The organism is Acinetobacter celticus (assembly GCF_001707755.1).
Classification (GTDB): Bacteria; Pseudomonadota; Gammaproteobacteria; order Pseudomonadales; family Moraxellaceae; genus Acinetobacter; species Acinetobacter celticus.
Genome location: NZ_MBDL01000003.1, coordinates 21459 through 43044 on the forward strand (window position 1 = coordinate 21459; position 21586 = coordinate 43044).

A 21586-nucleotide genomic window follows, 5' to 3' on the forward strand; every position below is an offset into this window, starting at 1 on the left:
AAAAGTTATGTTGTAAATTGCCATATACACATTTTTTAGCGTCATTTAGGTCAAGCAATAGTGAACATTAAAGAGACTGAAGGAATTAACATGAGTCGCGATACGATTAGTATCCATTTCGTCAACGCCGCCTTATCTGGTGTAAAGCGCCTTGGCATGGATGTCGAAACTTTATTGTCTCACGTTGGCATTGAGGCAGAATTACTGCGCCAACCTAAAGCTCGTATTTCACCAGAACAATACACCCGCTTTATTCAAATGCTGTGGATGGTGACTCAAGATGAACACGTTGGCTTTGACACGCAACCACGTCGTTTGGGTACTTTCGCCATCATGTGCCAACTGATCATTCATGCCAAAACCTTGGGTGATGCACTGGAACTATCATCACAGTTTTATAAATTATTCGGCGATGAATGGTCGGTAACTTTAGAACGAGATAAGCACGAAGCGCGCTTGGTGCCACTCATTCCAAAAAATATGGACCCTGACCATTTTATTACTGAAAGTATGCTGATGATTTGGCATGGTTTAGCATCGTGGTTAATTGAACGCCGTTTACCATTAGAACGTGTGCATTTTGGCTACAGTCGCCCAGATCATGCCGATGAATATGATGCATTATTTTTTGCACCTGTGATGCAATTTGATATGCCACGTACAGAAATTACTTTTGCAGCCGATTACTTAGATTTACCACTTCGTCAAACCGAAGAGTCACTCGAAGAATTCTTAAAAGCAGCCCCTGCTCAGTTATTGGTGAAGTTTAAAAACACCAATTCTTTAACCTCACGTATTCGTGAAGTATTAAAGAGCCAAATTGGCGAAGAAATGCCAACATTGAACGATGTGGCGTCTATGCTCTATTTGTCTCCGCAAACTTTACGTCGTCGCTTAGCGACTGAAGGCAAAAGCTATCAGGGTGTCAAAGACGCCTTACGTCGTGATGCAGCCATTCACTTATTATTGAATCCAGCACTGACTTTGGAAGATGTTGCACAACAAGTCGGTTTCAGTGAAACTAGTACATTCCACCGTGCATTTAAAAAATGGACGGGGGTTACACCGGGTCTGTACCGTCAGTTGCACGGTTATCATTAATACCATTTGTGGATAAGTTTTGACTTATCCACTTTTGCAAAATGAATGTAGAACTGAATTGCCCAAGCTGAAACTTGGGCTTTTTTATACTCATGCATTAGATGGACTGAAAAAGGAAAGGTTCAATTCCCTTTGGATAAACAGGATAAGCCAAGCTTTCCAGCTGAATTTGGCTATACCAAGTCGCAAAATAAATCAGTCCACTGGTTTCCACCCCTCGGATTTGCTCCATCTGATAAATATCAGTCTGGACAAAATCAGCACTATAAATAAAAACAATTTCATGACCTTGTTGGGCATCAAAAGTAAAAATATTTTCTAGAATATGCAGGCGCTGTAGATTACAGATGGGTTGCTGAATTTCTTCCATCACTTCACGCTGAATCGCATCAATTGCAAGCTCTCCAAATTCTATACCTCCACCAATTGGCATTAAATAATGTTCATTTTTTGCAGGATCAAAGCTCTGCATGAGCAACACCCGATCGTCCTGTCTAAATAAACACACGGCTTTAGCCCGAATATTCCCCATTTGATTCTCCCCATTACCAAATACGTATTGTAATTAAGTCTTTAGATTTAAATTAAAAAATAAAATTAAAACTCAAGTTGATCCCCTCTGTCTTGGCAAAAAACCTCACATGATCTGAGCCGTTCTTGTCATTGCACTTCATCAATTAATCATTACACTCAAAAGCACATAAAAATTTTAATACAGCAATTCAAGGACAAACTATGAGTGAGGCTTACATCATTGATGCCATCCGCACACCACGTGGCAAAGGGAAAAAAGATGGTTCACTTTATGAAGTGAAACCCATTACGCTACTGACCACCTTGCTGAATGAACTCAAAGACCGTCATCAACTAGATACCTCTAAAGTTGACGATATTGTCATTGGTTGCGTCACCCCCATTGGCGATCAGGGTTCGGATATTGCCAAAACTGCTGCCATTGCTGCAGGTTGGGACAATAATGTTGCTGGCATGCAAATCAACCGTTTTTGTGCTTCGGGTTTAGAGGCCGTGAATATGGCAGCCCAAAAAGTCCGTTCAGGATGGGAAGACCTTGTGGTTGCAGGTGGTGTAGAGTCAATGTCACGTGTACCAATGGGTTCAGATGGTGGCCCGTGGGCACTAGACCCTGAAACCAATATGGCTTGTGATTTTATTCCCCAAGGCATTGGTGCAGATTTAATTGCAACCATTGACGGTTATACGCGTTCTGATGTCGATACTTTTGCCGAGAACTCACAAAAGAAAGCCACTGCTGCGCAAGCCAAGGGTTATTTTAATCAATCGATTATTGCTGTGAAAGACAAAGCAGGCGTGACGATTTTAGCGCAAGATGAATTTATTAAACCGACAACTACCGCAGAAGGTTTAGCCAAACTCAATCCTAGCTTTACCATGATGGGACAAATGGGTTTCGATGCCATTGCCCTACAAAAATATCCAGAAGTTGGCCAAATTAACCATGTGCATCATGCAGGCAATTCATCGGGCATTGTCGATGGTGCTGCACTCGTTTTGCTGGCTTCTGAAAAAGCAGTTAAAGAACAAGGGCTAAAACCACGTGCCAAAGTCTTGGCAACGGCATTGGTTGGTACTGACCCGACCATCATGTTGACAGGCCCTGCACCTGCTGCACGCAAAGCTTTAGCCAAAGCAGGCTTAACGATTGATGATATTGACCTGTTTGAAGTCAATGAAGCCTTTGCTGCCGTGGTCATGCGTTTCATCACAGAACTTAAGGTTGATCCTGCCAAAGTCAATGTCAATGGCGGTGCGATTGCAATGGGACATCCCCTTGGTGCGACGGGCGCAATGATTTTAGGTACATTGCTAGATGAGTTAGAACGCCAAGGCAAAAAACGTGGCCTTGCAACCTTGTGTGTGGGCGGTGGTATGGGTATCGCAACCATTATTGAGTTGGTATAACCCCTTTCTCATAGATATTTGATACACGTTGGTCATACGCAACCTACCCAAATTATGAGAATCATGTTTCTGCGAATAATTGGATGAATGCAGAAATTTAACAGGTTTTGCGTATGACAATGGTTTTGCCTACTTTTGCCGAAACAAAAGTAGGTCGAACCGAAGGTTAAGCCCGATATTAAATGGAAATTGGAAAGACTCCGCTGCAATAAGTAATTTTGAAATTAAGCAGCGATTGCCAATACCAAATTCATTCTAAAAACATTTGGATAAAAATTTATGAGCGCAATTCAATATGAAAAAAATGCCGATAATATTGTCATTTTAACGTTAGATTCTCCCAACCAATCTGCCAACACCATGAACGCTGATTTCCGTGTGGCACTGGAAGATATTGTTTCCAAGCTACAAGCCGATGCCGAAATTTCGGGCATTATTTTCCGTTCAGCGAAAAAAACCTTTTTTGCAGGTGGTGACCTTGATGAACTGATTCAAGCAGAACCAGGTCATGCCACAACATTCTTCCACATGATTGAAGAAATGAAAGCCAAACTGCGTTATATCGAAACGCGTGGGATTCCTGTGGTTGCAGCCTTAAATGGTACAGCGCTGGGTGGCGGTTGGGAACTGGCTTTAGGTTGCCATCATCGTATTGCCCTAAACAATGCTCAAGCCAAATTTGGCTTACCTGAAGTGACTTTAGGTTTACTGCCGGGTGGCGGTGGTGTGGTGCGTATGGTGCGCCTACTCGGTCTACAAAATGCTTTTCCATTCTTGATGGAAGGCAAGCAGTTTGGTGTTGATAAAGCCAAATCACTCGGCTTAGTGCATGACACGGCTGAAAATGAACAAGAACTTTTAGATAAAGCCATTGCTTGGGTCAAAGCCAATCCAATATCGCAACAACCGTTTGATGCCAAAGGCTATAAACTTCCGGGTGGCCTGCCCTCTACACCTGCTGTTGCGCAAATACTGGCGATTGCCCCTGCCATGCTACGCGATAAAACCAAAGGTTGTTACCCTGCGCCTGAAGCCATTATGGCAGCAGCTGTGGAAGGTGCTCAGGTCGATGTCGATACCGCACTGACCATAGAATCACGTTATTTTACTTACCTTGCCACGGGTCAAATTTCCAAAAATATGATTGGCACCTTCTGGCACGGATTAAATGCGATTAAATCTGGTGCAAGCCGTCCCCAAGATATTGCAAAATGGAAAGCAACAAAAGTCGGTGTGCTTGGTGCAGGCATGATGGGCGCAGGAATTGCCTATGCAACGGCAAGTAAAGGCATTCAAGTTGTACTCAAAGATGTGACGCTGGAAAATGCAGAAAAAGGTAAAGCTTATAGCCAAAAATTACTGGATAAAAAAGTCTCCCAAGGACGACTGACTGCGGAAAAATGTGAGCAAATTTTAGCGTTAATTGCAGCAACCGCATCTGCTGAGGACTTAAAAGGCTGTGATTTAATCATTGAAGCAGTTTTTGAAAATCCAGAACTGAAAGCCAAAGTCACCCAAGAAGCAGAAAGCTATTTGGTCGATGACGGTATTATGGCTTCCAATACCTCAACCCTGCCGATTACAGGACTGGCCAAAGCCTCTAAAGACGCGAGCCATTTTATTGGTCTACATTTCTTTAGCCCTGTCGATAAAATGCAACTGGTTGAAATTATTAAAGGCAAAAACACCTCAGCCGAAACATTAGCCAAAGCCTATGACTATGTACAGCAAATTGGCAAAACACCAATTGTAGTCAATGACAGTCGTGGGTTCTTTACCAGTCGCGTATTTGGTACTTTTGTACAAGAAGGCTTACGTTTACTTGCAGAAGGTGTGCATCCTGCCAAAATTGAAATGGCTGCCCTTAAAGCAGGTATGCCTGTAGGGCCACTTGCCATTCAGGATGAAGTGTCTCTAACCTTATCTGAACATGTAGCAAATGAGACCCGTAAAGCCCTACAAGCTGAAGGCAAAGACTTACCACGCTCAGGTGCAGATAATGTGATTGAAACCATGATTCATCAATTTCAACGTAAAGGTAAAGCCACGGGTGCTGGTTTCTATGACTACCCTGAAAATGGCAAAAAACATTTATGGGATGGTTTAAGCCACTGGAAAAAAGACACGGAAATTTCAGAACAGGAAATGATTGACCGTTTCTTATTTGTGCAATCTTTGGATACTTTGCGCTGTTTTGAAGAGGGTGTTTTAGAATCCGTGGTCGATGCCAATGTCGGTTCTATTTTTGGTATTGGTTTTGCACCTTGGACGGGTGGTGCGTTGCAGTTTCTCAATCAATATGGTTTAGAAAAAGCCTTACTTCGTGCCAATGTACTTGAAGCCAAATACGGCGCACGTTTTAAAGCACCACAATTGCTGATAGATAAAATCCCACACGGTAAAATTGACTAAATTTTCCCTCTCACTCACAGTAAATAAAAAAGAGATCTGATGATCTCTTTTTTATATCTCATTTATTTTAAACATTTTTAGATACAGGAAAGCCTTTAAAGGCTTTGATTTCTTTTAAAACAAATATACTTTGCATTTCCTTAATTCCCGGAAGCCTACGAATAATAGACATCGAAAATTCAGCATAAGTATCTAAATCTGGTGAAACCACCTGCAATAAAAAATCAGCATCGCCGCCGACGCTATAGCACGCTACAACATTGTCCAGTTCCGCAACTTTTTCTTCAAATTTTCGTGCTTCAGCTTCACTATGACTGTCAATAGAAACTCGGATAAAAACCATCACCCCCAAACCTAATTTTTTACGATCCAATAATACGCCATACCCTCGAATGACTTGGTCATCTTCCAGTCGTTTTACTCTTCGCCAACACGGTGATGCAGACATGCCAATCTGTTCAGACAATTGCTGATTGGTGGTTCTTGAATCTAGTTGCAAAATTTTAAGAATTTTTTCATCAGTGAGGTCGATTTTCATATCTAGGTATATTTCATCTAATTTTAGCAATTATTCATAATTTTATACCCTATTTTATATATTTTAGGGAATAAATAGACCAGTCTAACCTTGTAAATTATTCAACAATAAATTCCATATTCAACATGGAATTTCACGATGAACAGCATTGCTCTGCTAAGCAGTTATGCAATTACCTTAGCGACTGCAGCCTTAATTCCAGGACCTGGCATGACTGGTTTGATGTTTAAAACCCTCACAAAAAGCACATGGCACAGCCTAATCATGTTAATGGGATTAATTACTGGAGATTTAATTTTTCTCTTACTGGCTATTTTTGGAATGCACTGGGTCAATCAATTGTTCGCCCCTGAGTTTATATCGGTACTGATTTGCGTCGCATGCCTATATCTGTTGTATTTGGCGTACTGCTTTTGGATTGCAAACTCTACTCATTCCGAACCAAGCCCTTTTGTACAACCCCAACATACAGACTACCTCGATGGCTTGCTTATTACATTAAGCAACCCCAAAACCATTTCATTTTATCTGGCCTTGGTTCCCTCTATTTTTGGCTCTACAATCATCCCTACTCCAATGTTATTGATTATTTTATCCATGACCATACTGACTCTAGGCGCTGTGGGTGGCTTATATATTTTCAGTGCCATCCAAATGCAACAACGCATCAAACAACCGCAATTTCAGCTTTTTCTACGAAAATTCTCTGCACTCATCATGGCTGGTTTTGCACTCAGCTTAATGTCTATCGAAATATTTCAATTCATTTAGACCTCCATCCTATTTTCAAATTTAAAGTCTTTGAAAATTTAGGGATTTACAGAAAGGTGGCCATTTTGATTATTTTTCATGTTATAACATTGCCCATCTTTGATTCTTTCACTATTGGAATCCACCATGACCGATTCAAGTTCTCCTGAAAAATCATTTTGGGGTTGGAAAGGACTAATTATTGCCTGTATTTTAGGCGCACTGTTTATGGGCTTTTTCTGGCTTGCAATGAGCAATGAACCTGACTATATGCCTAGTCAGCAGAAAAAAGAAAATACCCAACAACATGCTTTTAAAAATGCACCTGCAATGTCTCAAGCAGATTTAGCCGAAGCGCAAAAGCAAAAAGAAGCACGTGAGTCAGCAAATACAGCTACACAAATGAATATGAGTAAAGAAGAACATGCTCATATGAATGATATGCAACATGAGCCTGCAACAGGCACTGAGCAAAGTCATTAAAGTGAACGAGATAAAAAAGCCCTAATTTCAATTAGGGCTTTTTTATACCAATAATAGTCACGCAAATGAGGTTGCGACTAGCACTCACGATCATCCGTTAGAGCATAGACGCATATCAATATGCGCAATGCCACAATCTAAATATTCAGCACCTTCTACCACAAAACCCAAGCCTGCATAAAATGCAATAGCATGTACCTGAGAAGACAATTTTAAAAATTCACGACCTTGCAGTTTGGCTTGCTGAATGATTTCAAGCATGAGTAATTTACCCACGCCATACCCACGATATGTTTTTAATACCGCTACACGGCCGACACTGTTATTTTGTAATAAACGTGCCGTTGCAATCGGCTGATCATGATCTAAAACAATAAAATGCAACGAAATCGCATCTTCATCATCCCATTCATCTTCGGGTGCAATTTGCTGTTCCTGAATAAAGACCTGCTCACGAATTGTCATGGCATTGGACTGTAATTCCTGCCAAGTACCCGAAATAATTTTAAAATCAGTCATCTTTTTACTTAACATTTGCAGCCTATATCCTGCTGATCCCATTGATTATTCATGAGCAACTCCAAGGAGTGTTTTTGAATACCATACATTTCTTTCAATGCTTGAATTTGTGCCAATACTTCAGGGTCTGGCGCTTGTACATCTTTACGTTTTATAGCCAAAATCATTTTGTTTTTACTGGTATGTTCCAACGCCACAAATTCAAAAACTTTGGTTTCATAGCCATAGGCTTTCAGTAAAAGTGCGCGAATGGTGTCGGTGAGCATTTCTGCTTGCTGACCTGCATGAATACCAAATTGCAACATCGGTGCCAGTACCTTTGGACTTTGTAATTGTGGGCGCAACTCTTTGTGACAACACGGCGCGCACATAATCATCTGTGCATTTAACCGAATACCTGTGTGAATTGCAAAATCAGTGGCAACATCACAGGCATGTAGCGCAATCATCACATCTAACTGTTCTGGGTTATAGGTACGCACATCGCCTTGAAAGAAGTCCAACTGATTGAAGTTTGCTTCAGTTGCGACCTGCTGACAAAATTCCACCATTTTCGGGTTCAGCTCGACACCCGTTACAAAAGGAACTTGTAAATTTTTAGCCAAATAATCATATAAAGCAAAGGTTAAATAGCCTTTACCAGAGCCAAAGTCGACCACGTGCAGAGGCTGATTTTCATTTGAAATTTGCCCTAAAGCCCCCGCGCAAATTTCGACAAATTTATTAATCTGTTTCCACTTTCGGGCCATGCTCGGAATAATTTTTGACTGCGCATCGGTAATGCCCAGTGGTTGCAAAAACAAACTGTCTTGATCGACATAACGTTGCTTCACACGGTCATGCCCTTGCTGTTCCACTGCTGGTTTCGCTGCAGATTTGTTTTTACTGATGGTCAGCATGGCTTTTTTCTTATTCTTTTTTAATTGTAATTCTTCATCTAAAGTCAATAAATTGGCTTGCTTACAAAATGGAAGTAACGCTATTACTTGAGCTAAAGCTTCATTTAAAGGATAATTTTTAGTGATATCTTGGGTTTTATAACGGTAGACACAGCTCATGACTTTTTCATTTTGCAAAGAAATGACGCGTAAGGTTATTTTTTCCAATTGATCAAGTTCACCTTTATACTGACTCAGGATTAAACGCTCAAAACCCTGTGTATCAACGGCTTGCTGAAACGCATCTAGTAATTGCTGTTCCTGTGGGAACAAAGAAGCCGTGGTAGACATATATAAAACCTAAAAAGAATTGCTGTTGAAGTTTAAATCTTCTTACACGAAAAGCAAAATTGAATTACTATACAGTTGTATATTTAACTTGGGCGACATTAAATGACTAACAACGCTCCACTTGTTCCTAATTATGACCACATTGAAGAACGCTTAAATTTTCTCAGCCATGGTTTAGGCGCTGTACTGGCAATTATTGCGGGTATTTTATTGATTATAAAAGGCGCTTACCTGCCCGCAGGACAATGGTTTGGGCTTTGGGTTTATGCTGCAAGCATGATTTTGTTATTCTCGGCATCCACGCTATACCATATGGCAACCACAGCCGACCGTCGCTATTTTTATAAAAAGTTAGACCATACAGCAATCTATTATTTGATAGCAGGTACGTATACGCCCTTTCTGGCGATCGCGATTCCAACTGAAAAGGCACATTATTTGTTAATTGCCCTATGGATCATTGCGATAATTGGGACACTATTCAAGTTAATATTCATTAACTCATTTCAAAAAATTTCTTTATTTGCATATTTAGCAATGGGTTGGTTAGCCTTACTAGTCATCGATGATATGCAACAGTTTCTAAGTGCTCAAGCTTTAACCTACCTCATCATTGGTGGACTTTCTTACACCGTCGGCGCATTGTTTTATGCATTAAAAAGAGTAAGATATACCCACGCTATCTGGCATATTTTTGTACTGATAGGTGCAGGATCACACTTCTTGTCCATCTATCTATACGTGATTTAATCCTCTCATTCTGCATTTCAGCGACCCTGAGCGAGTGGAATAGAGAAGATCGCTGTTATTTTTTTAAGAAATTACGCCTTTTTTAAAAGGATTGCGCTTTTAAAACTAAGCTTTTTTATTTTTAGTAAGTGTAAGGTTCATCATGGCGTCAACAAATTCTGCTACACAACCAGAAGTAGCAACAAACTCAAAATTCCGCGTACTTACAGCCAGCCTTGTCGGTACAACAATCGAATTTTTCGATTTTTATATTTATGCAACAGCTGCAGTACTAATCTTCCCGTATTTGTTCTTCCCTGCAAGTACAGATCCAACCACGGCAACCATTCAATCTTTAGCGACTTTCGCCATTGCCTTTATTGCTCGCCCTATTGGTGCGGCATTGTTTGGCCATTTAGGCGACCGAATTGGACGTAAAGCCACTTTAGTCGCTGCTTTGCTAACCATGGGTGTTTCTACCGTATGTATTGGCTTACTTCCAACTTATGCACAAATTGGAATTGCAGCGCCGTTATTGCTCGCCCTGTGTCGTTTAGGCCAAGGTTTAGGCTTAGGTGGCGAATGGTCGGGTGCGGTACTGCTTGCAACTGAGAATGCCCCTGAAGGCAAACGTGCTTGGTATGGCATGTTCCCACAATTGGGCGCACCCATTGGTTTTATTTTAGCCACAGGTTCATTCTTGAGCTTAGGTGCATTCATGTCTGAACAAGACTTTATGCAATGGGGCTGGCGCATTCCATTCATTGCAAGTTCACTCTTAGTGATTGTCGGTTTATGGATTCGTCTAAAACTTCATGAAACACCTGCGTTCCAGAAAGTCTTAGACAAGCAAAAAGAAGTCAATATCCCATTTAAAGAAGTCATGACCAAACATTGGGGGATGCTAATTCTAGGTACAATTGCAGCTATTTGTACCTTCGTGGTGTTCTATTTAACCACGGTTTTTGCTTTGAACTGGGGAACCACCAAACTGGGTTATACCCGCGCTGAATTCTTAAAACTGCAATTACTTGCAACATTCTGCTTTGCAGCGTTTATTCCACTTTCTGCCATTTTGGCTGAAAAATTTGGTCGTAAAACTACGTCCATTGCGGTATGTATTCTTTCTGCATTATTTGGCTTAGTATTCTCAACAATGCTTGAATCTGGTAACACCATTGTGGTGTTCCTATTCTTGTGTACGGGTCTTGCCATTATGGGTTTAACATACGGACCTATTGGTACTGTACTTTCTGAAATCTTCCCCATCTCAGTACGCTACACAGGGTCGGCTTTAACCTTTAACTTAGCAGGTATCTTTGGTGCATCATTTGCGCCATTAATTGCAACCAAACTCGCCACTGAATACGGCCTGTATGCTGTCGGTTATTATTTAACAGCTGCATCTCTTCTGTCACTCATTGCTTTCTTGATGATTCGTGAAACCAAAAATGATGATGTAAACAACCAAATCTAAAATCCTTTTAACACCATAAAAAAAAGCTGGCGCTTCATGCGCCAGCTTTTTTTTATAAGCACCCATCCTCAAAGCAACTTACATCGACTGCTGTAACTCTTCCATCATGAGCTGATAAGTATCGGAGAAAACGGCTCTATCGCCACCTGAATTATAATAACTTGGCACAATATAGGTCGCCACTTGCTGATGATCATCACTGAAATATAAGACATTCACCAAGGGTTCAATATCGTCTTCAGTCAAACCACTTTGCATGACCAACTGTGTAAATTTCTGATAATAATCTGCTGAAAAAGTGTGGTCTTCTACATTAGACGCGACAGCAAATTCCTGCTCTAGCTGATTCAATCCCTGCTCCAGTCGCTCAGACTGCTGCTCAGAGAGCCCAAATAACGTTCCCACTTCTTTATGAAATTCTGACATATATTTCTTCTCTTATTCTTCGCCATACAAGGTATTCAGGCTGTGCTTTAAAACCGACAAATACACACGTTCAATAAAATGTGAATGTGCCACTGCTTTCAACTTCAGGTTTTAACAGCTTTAATATAATGCCTTAATCGCATAAATAACAAGCACTTTATTTTTAAACTAATTCAATAATATCAATGGTAGGTGGGACTCTAAAACGAAAAGGCACACCGACCATTCCTGTTCCTACCGTCACAAAAACATCGGCATTTTCATGCTGATACAATCCTTTTTTATGTCCTAAAATTGACACTTTTTTCATCACATAATCGGTTAACCACGGTAATTCCACCTGTCCACCATGCGTATGCCCAGACAACATCAGGGGGCGCGTTGGCAGTTTAGGAACCATATCCACTGTATCTGGGTTATGCGATAAAATGATCCACGGTTTGTCTTGTGTCAGTTGTGGCATAAAACGCATATCGGCTTTCCCTGCCCATAAATCACCAATTCCAATGAGCCTAAACTCATTAAATTCGACGACTTGCCCTTCAATATCCATAACATCATTGACTTCTAAAGCATGGCGTAACAACTGCTGAATCGGTGGCCCTGGATATTGCTCATCATGATTGCCATTTACCGAATAAACCGGTGCATGAATTTTTTTTAGTACCGCCAGTTCTTCTACTAACTTATTTTCTGGCTCATACGTCCAATCACCAGCAACAACCACCAAATCTGGTTTGGCTTTATTTAACTTGTCGACAATCATGTTCAATTGACGTTCATGACCAGAAAAAAGCCCAATATGTAAATCTGCCACCAATGCAATTTTAACCGGTTTGAGCATTTTTTTATCATCATGCAGTTGATAGCGTGTGGTTTTTACCTGAATTAAATGCGGTTCAATAAAGCGCGCATAGCAAAACACACCCGACACAATGAACACAAAAATAGCTTCATGTAAAAAATAATAACCACTCCATCCTGCATAAATGCTGAAGAAAAATAATGGAATAAGCAAATAAGAAAGATAGAAAGCCAACAAGTGTACAAAGGCCTTAAAAGGATGAATCGTTTCCGTGCGAGATTGACTCAGCCATGCCTGAGAGATCCCCCAAAGAGCAAGCAGGCCCATCCCAATATAAAAACAAATCACTACGGAATTTTGATTCCACATACCAATACTCAACAATTTGAACGGTCGGATTTCACCGTTTCTATATTTATCTTTTCATAGCTGGCAATTATACTCAATTCTAATTTTCTGATTTTCCGTACGCATGACGAATTTACTCAATAGTAAAGAATATAAAATTGCTCGCACTGTAAAATCATTCAAAAGCTCAAAGCAGGCGACGGTTCTGCTCAGTTGTAGCTTAATTTTGGGAATTCCTGCCTGCTCGACGTTGCCTAAACAAATGCCACAACCGATGGAATATGCATTTAGTACTCCCACAGAAGAAACAGCGTTGGCAAAAATTGTGCTTCCACAGCGCAATGCCAATCCAGGTTTAACAGGATATCACGTCTTGTATGATCCGCTGGAAGCCCTTGCAGCTCGGTTAGAACTCATCAATAAAGCCGAAAAATCTTTAGATTTACAATACTATATTTGGGACAATGACAAAATTGGCGCGATGGCATTACACGCCATTATTCAAGCTGCCGACCGCGGGGTAAAAGTCCGTTTATTGATTGACGATAATAATTCTAAACATATGGAAGGAATTTATCTGGCGCTTAATCAACATAGCAATATAGAAGTTAAACTGTATAACCCCTACCGTTTTCGACACTACCGTGCCATGGACATGGTACTGGATTTAAAACGGATTAACCGACGAATGCATAACAAAAGCTTTATTGCGGACAATCAGATTGCATTGATTGGCGGACGCAATATGAGTAACCAATATTATAATGTCAGTGACAACTATCAATTTTCTGATGTCGATGTGATGTTAGTCGGTGCGGCTTCCGATGAAATCATTCATTCTTTTGATGAGTATTGGAATGATGATTATGCTTTTCCAGTCAAACAATTGGTCAACCCACGCCATTACACATTACGTTTTGATGGGTTGAAACAACAACTGGAACAGTACAATCAAGAAGTTACAGTACAAAATTATTTAGACTTAGCCAATCGTTCTCATGCCTTTGAAAATTGGTTGAATCACCGTATTCAATTTGATTGGGTCAAAGCCGAAATTGTGAAAGACTCACCCAGTAAAATTAAAGCCAAAGCCAAAAAAGAAGAACATTTAAATTTTCAGTTAATCAAACACTTAAACACCCCAGAACAAAGTGTAGATATTGTGTCGGCTTATTTCGTACCCGAAAAAGAAGGAACAAAAAAACTGGCGCAATTGGCAGAAAATGGCGTTAAAGTTCGCGTGCTGACTAACTCATTCAAAGCCAATGATGTACCCGTTGTACACGCATTTTATGGCAAATACCGCCAAGACTTATTAGAAAATGATGTACAACTGTATGAATTTTTATTCAATCCAAATGTAGAAAATTTAAATATTAATACCGATGAATTGGCCAAAAAAGCCAAGGTCAGTATGAAAGGATTAAGCCGTTCAAGTCTGCATGCAAAACTTATGGCCTTAGATGAAAAACAGGTTTTTATTGGCTCATTCAATTTTGACCCACGTTCAGCCTATTTAAATACTGAAATTGGCGTCCTGTTAAATAGTCCATCTTTGGCACGCGCCGTTCATCACACAATGGATGAAAACCTCAGTAAATATGCCTACAAATTAGTGTTAGATGCCAATCAACGAATGAACTGGAAAATTCAACTCGATAACGGTAAAACACGGATCTATCACAAAGAGCCTAAAATGAAATGGTGGCAACGCACAGGGATGAAAATGATTTCTTGGTTGCCCATTGAAGGTTTTATGTGAAACCTTCAATGCATTTGTGCTGTCAGTCTAACTGAACAGGGTGTTTCAAGACCTTCGCCTGCAGTTGGGCTAAACCCTCAATCATTTTGGACTGCACTTCTTCGGTTAAGCTCTCTACGCTATGCCCTGTAGAATCAATTGCGGGTAATGCCATTAAATGTGCTATCACATTTGGCATTTCCAATACATTTTGTACATGTTTTGCAAAAGTAGTGTCACCAATAAAGGGCGCTACCGTATCTAATTCACCCTGTTGGTTCACATAACAAATTAAGCACACTTGTACAGGACGTTGGGCTTCTATGGCAGCGCCTAACAAACGACCATGGACTTTTTTAATACGCGTCCCATCGGATGTGGTTGCTTCTGGAAAAAATAAAACGGGGCTGTCTTGCTTTAAAAATTCAGTCATTTGTTCACGAATTTTAACCGAGTCGCCAGAACCACGTTTAATAAATAAAGTACCGCCCCCTTTCGCAAGTTTCCCTAACAAAGGCCATTTTTCAATTTCAGCTTTTGCCAAGAAAAATACCCGAGCGCCCGACCCTAATACGGCTACATCTAACCATGAAATATGATTACTGACCCACAGCGCAGGCGTACGTGGAATTTCACCATGTACCTGAATTTCAATATTAAAAACTTTACACAACCGACGGCAAAAATATTGCACATAACGTGTATTTATTGGATTATTCGGGTCTTTATATAACTGATAACGATAAACCAAATAGAACCCTTGCGTTATCGCGCCAATAGAAGCCACAATTTTTCTGACATATAACGCAAATCGAGAAAACCCTTTTAAACGGGATGATTTCGGTTTTACAGGTTCATTCATAGACGGATCACTAATCACAAGAATTATAATTTCTGAGCTTTATTTTTATCATACTATACTGAAATTAGGCATTTTACATTGATCATAAAAACCGAAGACCTCAATTTTTTGCCCTCATTTCAATCGAGTATCAAAATAAATTATCATCTATTTATCGCGCTATTAGATGAAATATTCAGCATAAATTTTCAAGAACAGCGACATAGAGCGCATTCAATCCAAAACCGCTTAAAATGTTACCTGCTGATCTATTTTATACATTGTCATGATGATGATTTTTGCCCTGACATTTCCCTATACAATTTAAATTCAGCAATCCCCCGCTCTGGCTTATTTTCACCTAGAATAGAACTTTAAAGAGGAGTTTTTGCTGAGTGGATGATTTCAATAAACAGCACGGTGGTGAGCGCGTTATCTTGGTCAGTGTTGCAGTGCAAATGCTGGAAGATTTAGATGCCGAAGAATTCAATTTACTTGCTCAATCTGCAGGAGCGGTCATTCTTGAGCATCTTCATGTGCAACGCATCAAACCAGACGCAAAACTGTTTATCGGCTCAGGAAAAGCAGAAGAAATTGCGACATTGGCAGAAGAGCTTGAAGCTGATTTGGTCATTTTGGATCATGCCCTTACTCCTGCGCAAGCACGTAATTTAGAAAACATTATTCATTGTCGTGTGGTGGACCGCACCGAGCTCATTTTAGATATTTTTGCACAACGTGCACGTACCTACGAAGGCAAGCTACAAGTCGAATTAGCTCAGTTACAACATATGTCATCACGGCTAATTCGTAGTCATGGCACATTGGATAGCCAAAAAGGCGGGATTGGCTTACGCGGGCCAGGTGAGACCATGTTGGAAACTGACCGTCGTCTTTTACGTATTCGTATGGGGCAACTGAAAGCCAAAATTGAAAAAGTTCGACAAACCCGTATGCAAGGTCGTGTTGCGCGTCAAAAAGCCGCCGTTCCAACGGTATCCTTAGTCGGCTATACCAATGCCGGAAAATCGACGTTATTTAATATTTTAGCCAATAGCAATGTGTATGCGGCTAATCAATTATTTGCAACGCTCGATCCAACACTGCGTCGCTTAAATTGGGATGGTATTGGCAATTTAGTTTTAGCCGATACCGTTGGCTTTGTACGTAATTTATCGCATTCCTTAGTAGAGTCGTTTAAAGCCACTTTAGAAGAAACCGTTGAAGCCAATCTACTTTTACATGTCATTGATTCTAGTAGCCCAGATATGCTGGAACAGATTGAAGCTGTAGAAAAAGTGCTTACAGAAATTGGCGCAGATGTTCCTATCCTTCGGGTTTATAACAAAATTGATAGCTCAGGCGAACAGGCTAAAATTATTTATAAAGCGCAACATCAACCAGACCGTGTCTATGTTTCCGCACATACCCAGCAAGGCTTAGATTTGTTGCGCCAAGCTGTACACGAGTGTCTGATGGGCAATATTCAAAGCTTTGAAGTTTGTTTAAAACCTGCGTATGGAAAATTACGCAACCAATTTTATGAACTCAATGTCATTCAATCAGAAAATTATGATGATCAAGGTAATCTTCATTTACACGTCATTATGGCGCCTTCTAAGCTTGAGCAACTGATTAAACAAGCACATTTGCCAATAGAAGAACTTTTAGGTGAACGCGCCAGTCTATTTCAAAAAACACTGGAAGAGTTTGAAATTAAGGACTAAATCGGTTAAAACGTGATAAGTAAAATTTTAATGATAGATCAAAATGGACTGGATCAAGACGCTCGACTGGAAAGCATGGGCAGGTACAATTGCTCTCATCATCATATTCCGCGAAGCTTCAGTATGGTTGATGGGGCAATTTAATCACCCTGAATTAGGCAACTTGGTCGGGCTCATCAGCTTGCTCATCGTGCTTTCTCTTTGGCGAAAATTCAATAAAATTTCGGTACGTTTAGTCGATACCAATAATAAAATTATGAAGGAAAGCGCCTTTGCATTTTTGCCCATTAGTGCAGGCTCACTGTTAATGCTCAAGCATCTGGGTGAAGAAATGCCCATTTTCTTGGTCGTGCTCTTCATTAGTACTTTAATCCCGCTGTGGGTTTACGCAAAAATGTCTAAAAAGTGGCTTTAGGAGAAAATCATGCTCGCAATATTCTACGGATTTTTTCTGACGCTAGTCGCCTACCTTTTAGCAAAACCTATCAATCAAAAACTGCCTCAAATTCCAGTGATTGTGATTGGTATGTTTTTTGTTATTGGCATGTTGTACATCTTTGGCATTCCTTATGAACGCTATATGGCACAGGTCAATCCGCTCTTTAACAATCTACTGGGCTATGTCACGGTGGCCTTAGCTATTCCATTAGCCGCCATGCGTTATGACGATTTACCATTAAAAGCTGTCGGAGGCATTTTGGTCTTTGCCAGTATTAGTGCGGTGGGATTACCAATGGGTCTAGCTTATCTGTTGCACCTATCAGACCCTACAATTATGGCTTTTGCAACGCGAGCGGTGACCACCCCTATTGCTATTAATATTGCAACTTTACTGCACTCACCAATTCCTTTGGTTATTTTAATTGTCATTTTATCAGGGGTAATTGGTGCAGCCTTTTCCCCTCTCATTTTACGCCACATCAATGATGAGCGTGCATCTGGGCTCGCTTTAGGTCTGGCAGCTCATGCCATTGGCACAGCCCAAGCATGGCAACGTGGTAGCGTCGCTGGGCGCTATGCAGCCTTTGGAATGGCCGTTAATGCCGTCTTTACAGCAATCTGGTTACCTTCATTTATCTTTTTTCTACAGAAAATATAACCAAAAACCACCTCCATATGATTGTTTTTGAACATTAAATACCCATATAACTGAGTAATTACTCTGATATGATTGTTTTGCATAAAAAACAATCATATGATTAAGCAATAGTTTTTTCATACTTTAAAAGGACAGTTTTGATGAGGAAATTTCAACTAATTTCTGCTTTACTGATGACCACATGTTCAAGTTTTGCCTTTGCCGAGAACATTACTGGCTTATGGAAAAATATTGATGACAAGACAGGCTCATCTAAAGCCATTTTAGAGATTCGCCAAGAATCAAATGGAACCTATACTGCTAAAATTACTAAAGTTACTCCACGCCCTGGTTATACAGCAAAGGAAATATGCATTAAGTGCCCTGCACCTTATAACAACAAACCTATTTTGGGCCTAGATGTACTGACTGGACTAAAAGCCACGGGGAATAATAACTATGCACATGGAAAAATTTTAGACCCACTGAGTGGCAATGTTTACAGCACCAAAGCCAAACTCAGTCCGAATGGAAATCGCCTCACCTTGCGTGGCTATGTCGGTGTATCAGCACTGGGACGTAGCCAAACTTGGATTCGACACGAATAAAATTTCTGCAATAACAAAAACAATAATTTCAATTGTTTTTGTTATTTCCTATTTGTATAAGCTCAGTTGCGAAAAGGTCAAATATTACCTAATATGACAAAAGAGATTCAAAGGTTGAATCGGTGAATAAAAAAGGAAGATACAAAATGAAAAAAAAAATTATATGGGCATTTTTTATAAGTTTACTTTCTACAAATGCGACACTTCAGGCACAAGACCTTACAGGAATTTGGCAACAAATTGATGATAAAACAGGTTCACCCAAAGCATTAATTGAAATTCAAAAAGACAACAATGGTAGCTTTACAGGGAAAATTAAAAAAATTACACCTCGTGCTGGCTATACACCAAAAGAAAAATGTATCAATTGCCCCCCACCCTATACCAATCAACCACTTTTGGGCCTAGAAGTCTTTAATGGTTTAAAATATGATGGCGAAAATAAATACAATGACGGTAAAATCCTCGATCCGCTTTCTGGTAAAATTTACAACTTAAAAGCGAAACAAACCTCGAATGGAAAGCGCTTACTGTTAAGAGGATATATCGGTATTTCAGCCATTGGGCGTACCCAAACTTGGATTCGTCAAGAATAATTTTTTATACTAAAAAGTGTTTAAAATACTGCTAAAATTTCTCAGGAATATTTATGAAACAATACACTAAATTAGCACTTTTTTTGTTCGGAATTGTTATTAGTGGGTCTGCTTTGGCTCAAAGTTTATCTGGCATTTGGCAACAAATTGATGATAAATCTGGTTCACCTAAAGCCATTATTGAAATTCGCCAAGAAGACAATGGAACCTATACGGGAAAAATCATTAAAATTACCCCACGCCCGGGTTATACACCACAAAAAACATGTAATAACTGCCCCGCACCCTATACGAATCAACCTATTTTAGGTATGGATATCCTAAAAGGTCTAAAGCCTTTAACTGGGACGACTAGTTATGAAAGAGGCCGTATTATCGATCCGCTTGCTGGAAAAGTTTATGATGCAAAAATTAAAGTAAATGCTACAGGTAAACGCTTAACACTGCGCGCTTATATGGGCATATCAACCCTAGGTCGAAGCCAAACGTGGATCCGTCAAGATTAATATTCAGTATAAAAAAAGCCGCATTTTGCGGCTTTTTTTACGGACTTAAACTCTATTTAGTCTGAACAAACGGGGTTATCTACACGGAAAATCGTCTTATCTTCTAAACGATAAGCAATCAGCTGATTCCCCCATATACAGCCTCCATCCACATTTTGAATATGGTCACTAATGGTTTGACCTTCTAGTGCAGCCCAATGACCAAAAATCACGTGATGGGTTTCTGTGGCTTTAGATTCAAACTCAAACCAAGGCTGAAAGCCTTTTGGCATAGGTTCATCTAAGGCATCTTTAAAGCTAAACTCTAAACGCCCCTGTGCATCGGTTAAACGCATACGAGTTAAATAATTGGTAATACAACGTAAACGCGCATGACCTGTCAAATCATCTTCCCAAATGTCAGGCTGTGTGCCATACATTTCTTTTAAGAATTGATCCATCACCGAAAAGTCATCATGTCCCACAACCGCTTCAACTTCTTTTGCGAAGTCTGCAACTTGCGCCACAGTCCAATTACATGGAATACCTGCATGAGTCAAAACTGTGGTTTCATTTGGAAAAAGGCACAATGGTTGTTTGCGTAACCAATCAATCAGTTCGTCACTGTCAATCGCGTCAATCACATCTCGCGTATTGTCTTTGGCTTTAACCTCTTTGATCCCACGTGCGCAGGCCAAAAGATTTAAATCATGATTTCCCAAAACCGTGGCAGCAACGCCTCGATCGGCCAATTTTTTAATAAAACGCAAGGCTCCAATCGAATTTTCACCACGTGCAACCAAATCACCTGCAAACCAAATAAAGTCTTGATCAGGATCAAACTGAATTTTTTTGAGTAATGCTTTTAGCGCTTCAAAACACCCTTGCACATCACCAATCACATAGTTATAGCGGATATTTTGATGCGCCATTTACGCCACCACTAGATCAGATAAGGCCACAAAATCGGCCATACTTAAGGTTTCAGGGCGTGCCATTGGATCAATCCCTGTTTTCTCAAAAGCATCTTCAGCCAACATACCTTTTAGGCTATTACGCAGAGTTTTACGACGCTGGGTAAAAACATGAGAAACCAAACGTGCCAGCGCTTTTTCATTTTTTGCCACAATCGGTTTGACATCATAGGGTTCTAAACGGAACACCGCAGAGGTTACTTTTGGTGGTGGATTGAATGATCCTGGTGGCACTTCAAACAAAAAAGTAGGCTTACAGTAGTACTGAATCATCACCGATAAGCGACCATATTCTTTGGTATTCGGTGATGCGGTAATACGATCGACCACTTCTTTTTGCAACATAAAGTGCATATCTTTCACTTTAGCGCCAAATTCTAAAAGATGGAAAAGTAAAGGTGTTGAAATGTTATAAGGCAAGTTACCTACCACACGCAGTGGACGGCCTTCTTGAAACAATGACATAAAATCAAATTTTAAAGCATCGGCTTCAATAATGGTTAAACGCTCAGGATGAGGCACACGACCTGGCAAACCCGCCGCCAAATCACGATCCAGCTCGACCACTGTGAGTGCATCACACTCACCAATTAAAGGTGAAGTTAAGGCTGCTAAACCAGGGCCAATTTCCACTACATTTTCACCTGGGCGTGGATTAACCGAACGAACAATTTTGGCAATTACACGTTGATCATGCAAAAAGTTTTGACCAAAACGCTTACGCGTATGATGCCCTTCATCTTTTGGGTTTAAGGCATTAATTTGATACATAAAAGAA

Annotated in this window: 23 protein-coding genes; 14 read left to right on the top strand and 9 right to left on the bottom strand. The window is 40.2% G+C overall.

The features are described from left to right. The first annotated feature begins 90 nt into the window (after positions 1-90). The gene (locus tag BBP83_RS03560; protein WP_068886044.1) at positions 91-1101 is read left to right on the top strand and encodes an AraC family transcriptional regulator; all 1011 of its coding nucleotides are present in this window, start codon (positions 91-93) and stop codon (positions 1099-1101) included. A gap of 97 nt (positions 1102-1198) precedes the next feature. Here the strand turns inward: BBP83_RS03560 and BBP83_RS03565 are convergent, their stop codons facing one another. Further along, positions 1199-1633, bottom strand: a complete 435-nt coding sequence (locus tag BBP83_RS03565) for an NUDIX hydrolase (protein ID WP_068886045.1) — start codon at positions 1631-1633, stop codon at positions 1199-1201. Positions 1634-1836: 203 nt separating this feature from the next. Between BBP83_RS03565 and BBP83_RS03570 the strand changes: the two genes are divergently transcribed. Next, positions 1837-3042, top strand: coding sequence for an acetyl-CoA C-acetyltransferase (locus BBP83_RS03570; protein ID WP_068886046.1), 1206 nt, complete (start codon positions 1837-1839; stop codon positions 3040-3042). A 279-nt stretch (positions 3043-3321) separates the two neighbouring features. Next, on the top strand, positions 3322-5454 hold the full coding sequence (locus BBP83_RS03575) for a 3-hydroxyacyl-CoA dehydrogenase NAD-binding domain-containing protein (protein WP_068886047.1): 2133 nt from the start codon (positions 3322-3324) through the stop codon (positions 5452-5454). Between the two features lie 67 nt (positions 5455-5521). Here the strand turns inward: BBP83_RS03575 and BBP83_RS03580 are convergent, their stop codons facing one another. Further along, complete coding sequence (locus BBP83_RS03580) at positions 5522-5992, bottom strand: Lrp/AsnC family transcriptional regulator (RefSeq protein ID WP_068886048.1); 471 nt, start codon at positions 5990-5992, stop codon at positions 5522-5524. Between the two features lie 138 nt (positions 5993-6130). Between BBP83_RS03580 and BBP83_RS03585 the strand changes: the two genes are divergently transcribed. Together BBP83_RS03585 and BBP83_RS03590 are read left to right on the top strand one after the other, a co-directional pair. Next, positions 6131-6763, top strand: a complete 633-nt coding sequence (locus BBP83_RS03585; RefSeq protein ID WP_068886049.1) for a LysE family translocator — start codon at positions 6131-6133, stop codon at positions 6761-6763. A gap of 126 nt (positions 6764-6889) precedes the next feature. Next, positions 6890-7225: a hypothetical protein gene (locus BBP83_RS03590; RefSeq protein WP_068886050.1), complete on the top strand. Its 336-nt coding sequence runs from the start codon at positions 6890-6892 to the stop codon at positions 7223-7225. Between the two features lie 90 nt (positions 7226-7315). Here BBP83_RS03590 and BBP83_RS03595 read toward each other — a convergent pair whose 3' ends face one another. Together BBP83_RS03595 and BBP83_RS03600 are read right to left on the bottom strand one after the other, a co-directional pair. Then, positions 7316-7744, bottom strand: coding sequence for a GNAT family N-acetyltransferase (locus BBP83_RS03595; RefSeq protein ID WP_068886077.1), 429 nt, complete (start codon positions 7742-7744; stop codon positions 7316-7318). An 8-nt stretch (positions 7745-7752) separates the two neighbouring features. Next, positions 7753-8973 (bottom strand): class I SAM-dependent methyltransferase, encoded by a 1221-nt coding sequence (locus BBP83_RS03600; RefSeq protein WP_068886051.1) that lies wholly within the window; start codon positions 8971-8973, stop codon positions 7753-7755. A gap of 102 nt (positions 8974-9075) precedes the next feature. Here BBP83_RS03600 and trhA point away from each other — a divergent pair, with 102 nt between their 5' ends. Next, a complete protein-coding gene (gene trhA, locus BBP83_RS03605) occupies positions 9076-9723 on the top strand; it encodes a PAQR family membrane homeostasis protein TrhA (RefSeq protein ID WP_068886052.1) in 648 nt (215 codons plus the stop codon). A 142-nt stretch (positions 9724-9865) separates the two neighbouring features. Beyond that, positions 9866-11179, top strand: a complete 1314-nt coding sequence (locus BBP83_RS03610; protein ID WP_068886053.1) for an MFS transporter — start codon at positions 9866-9868, stop codon at positions 11177-11179. Between the two features lie 78 nt (positions 11180-11257). On the opposite strand, the gene BBP83_RS03615 is transcribed toward BBP83_RS03610, so the two are convergent. Both BBP83_RS03615 and BBP83_RS03620 read right to left on the bottom strand, forming a co-directional pair. Next, positions 11258-11605 carry a hypothetical protein gene (locus tag BBP83_RS03615; RefSeq protein WP_068886054.1) on the bottom strand — a complete coding sequence of 116 codons (348 nt, stop codon included), beginning with the start codon at positions 11603-11605 and terminating at the stop codon, positions 11258-11260. A 163-nt stretch (positions 11606-11768) separates the two neighbouring features. Continuing rightward, on the bottom strand, positions 11769-12779 hold the full coding sequence (locus BBP83_RS03620) for a metallophosphoesterase (protein WP_068886055.1): 1011 nt from the start codon (positions 12777-12779) through the stop codon (positions 11769-11771). Positions 12780-12963: 184 nt separating this feature from the next. Here BBP83_RS03620 and BBP83_RS03625 point away from each other — a divergent pair, with 184 nt between their 5' ends. Beyond that, positions 12964-14520 (top strand): phospholipase D family protein, encoded by a 1557-nt coding sequence (locus BBP83_RS03625; protein WP_415502434.1) that lies wholly within the window; start codon positions 12964-12966, stop codon positions 14518-14520. Positions 14521-14542: 22 nt separating this feature from the next. Here the strand turns inward: BBP83_RS03625 and BBP83_RS03630 are convergent, their stop codons facing one another. After that, positions 14543-15361, bottom strand: coding sequence for a lysophospholipid acyltransferase family protein (locus BBP83_RS03630; protein ID WP_068886057.1), 819 nt, complete (start codon positions 15359-15361; stop codon positions 14543-14545). Between the two features lie 374 nt (positions 15362-15735). On the opposite strand from BBP83_RS03630, the gene hflX reads away from it, so the two are divergent. The 6 genes from hflX to BBP83_RS03660 all read left to right on the top strand — a co-directional run bounded on the left by hflX (position 15736) and on the right by BBP83_RS03660 (position 19855). Then, the gene (hflX, locus tag BBP83_RS03635; RefSeq protein WP_068886058.1) at positions 15736-17067 is read left to right on the top strand and encodes a ribosome rescue GTPase HflX; all 1332 of its coding nucleotides are present in this window, start codon (positions 15736-15738) and stop codon (positions 17065-17067) included. Positions 17068-17110: 43 nt separating this feature from the next. Then, positions 17111-17482, top strand: coding sequence for a hypothetical protein (locus BBP83_RS03640; protein WP_068886059.1), 372 nt, complete (start codon positions 17111-17113; stop codon positions 17480-17482). A 9-nt stretch (positions 17483-17491) separates the two neighbouring features. Further along, positions 17492-18166 carry an LrgB family protein gene (locus BBP83_RS03645; RefSeq protein ID WP_068886060.1) on the top strand — a complete coding sequence of 225 codons (675 nt, stop codon included), beginning with the start codon at positions 17492-17494 and terminating at the stop codon, positions 18164-18166. Positions 18167-18306: 140 nt separating this feature from the next. After that, a complete protein-coding gene (locus BBP83_RS03650; RefSeq protein ID WP_068886061.1) occupies positions 18307-18753 on the top strand; it encodes a DUF2147 domain-containing protein in 447 nt (148 codons plus the stop codon). A 146-nt stretch (positions 18754-18899) separates the two neighbouring features. After that, a complete protein-coding gene (locus tag BBP83_RS03655; protein ID WP_068886062.1) occupies positions 18900-19349 on the top strand; it encodes a DUF2147 domain-containing protein in 450 nt (149 codons plus the stop codon). A 53-nt stretch (positions 19350-19402) separates the two neighbouring features. Beyond that, positions 19403-19855, top strand: coding sequence for a DUF2147 domain-containing protein (locus BBP83_RS03660; protein WP_068886063.1), 453 nt, complete (start codon positions 19403-19405; stop codon positions 19853-19855). 56 nt (positions 19856-19911) lie between these two features. Here BBP83_RS03660 and BBP83_RS03665 read toward each other — a convergent pair whose 3' ends face one another. Beyond that, positions 19912-20766: a symmetrical bis(5'-nucleosyl)-tetraphosphatase gene (locus BBP83_RS03665; RefSeq protein WP_068886064.1), complete on the bottom strand. Its 855-nt coding sequence runs from the start codon at positions 20764-20766 to the stop codon at positions 19912-19914. After that, on the bottom strand, positions 20767-21579 hold the full coding sequence (gene rsmA, locus BBP83_RS03670; RefSeq protein WP_068886065.1) for a 16S rRNA (adenine(1518)-N(6)/adenine(1519)-N(6))-dimethyltransferase RsmA: 813 nt from the start codon (positions 21577-21579) through the stop codon (positions 20767-20769). Between the last annotated feature and the right edge of the window lie 7 nt (positions 21580-21586).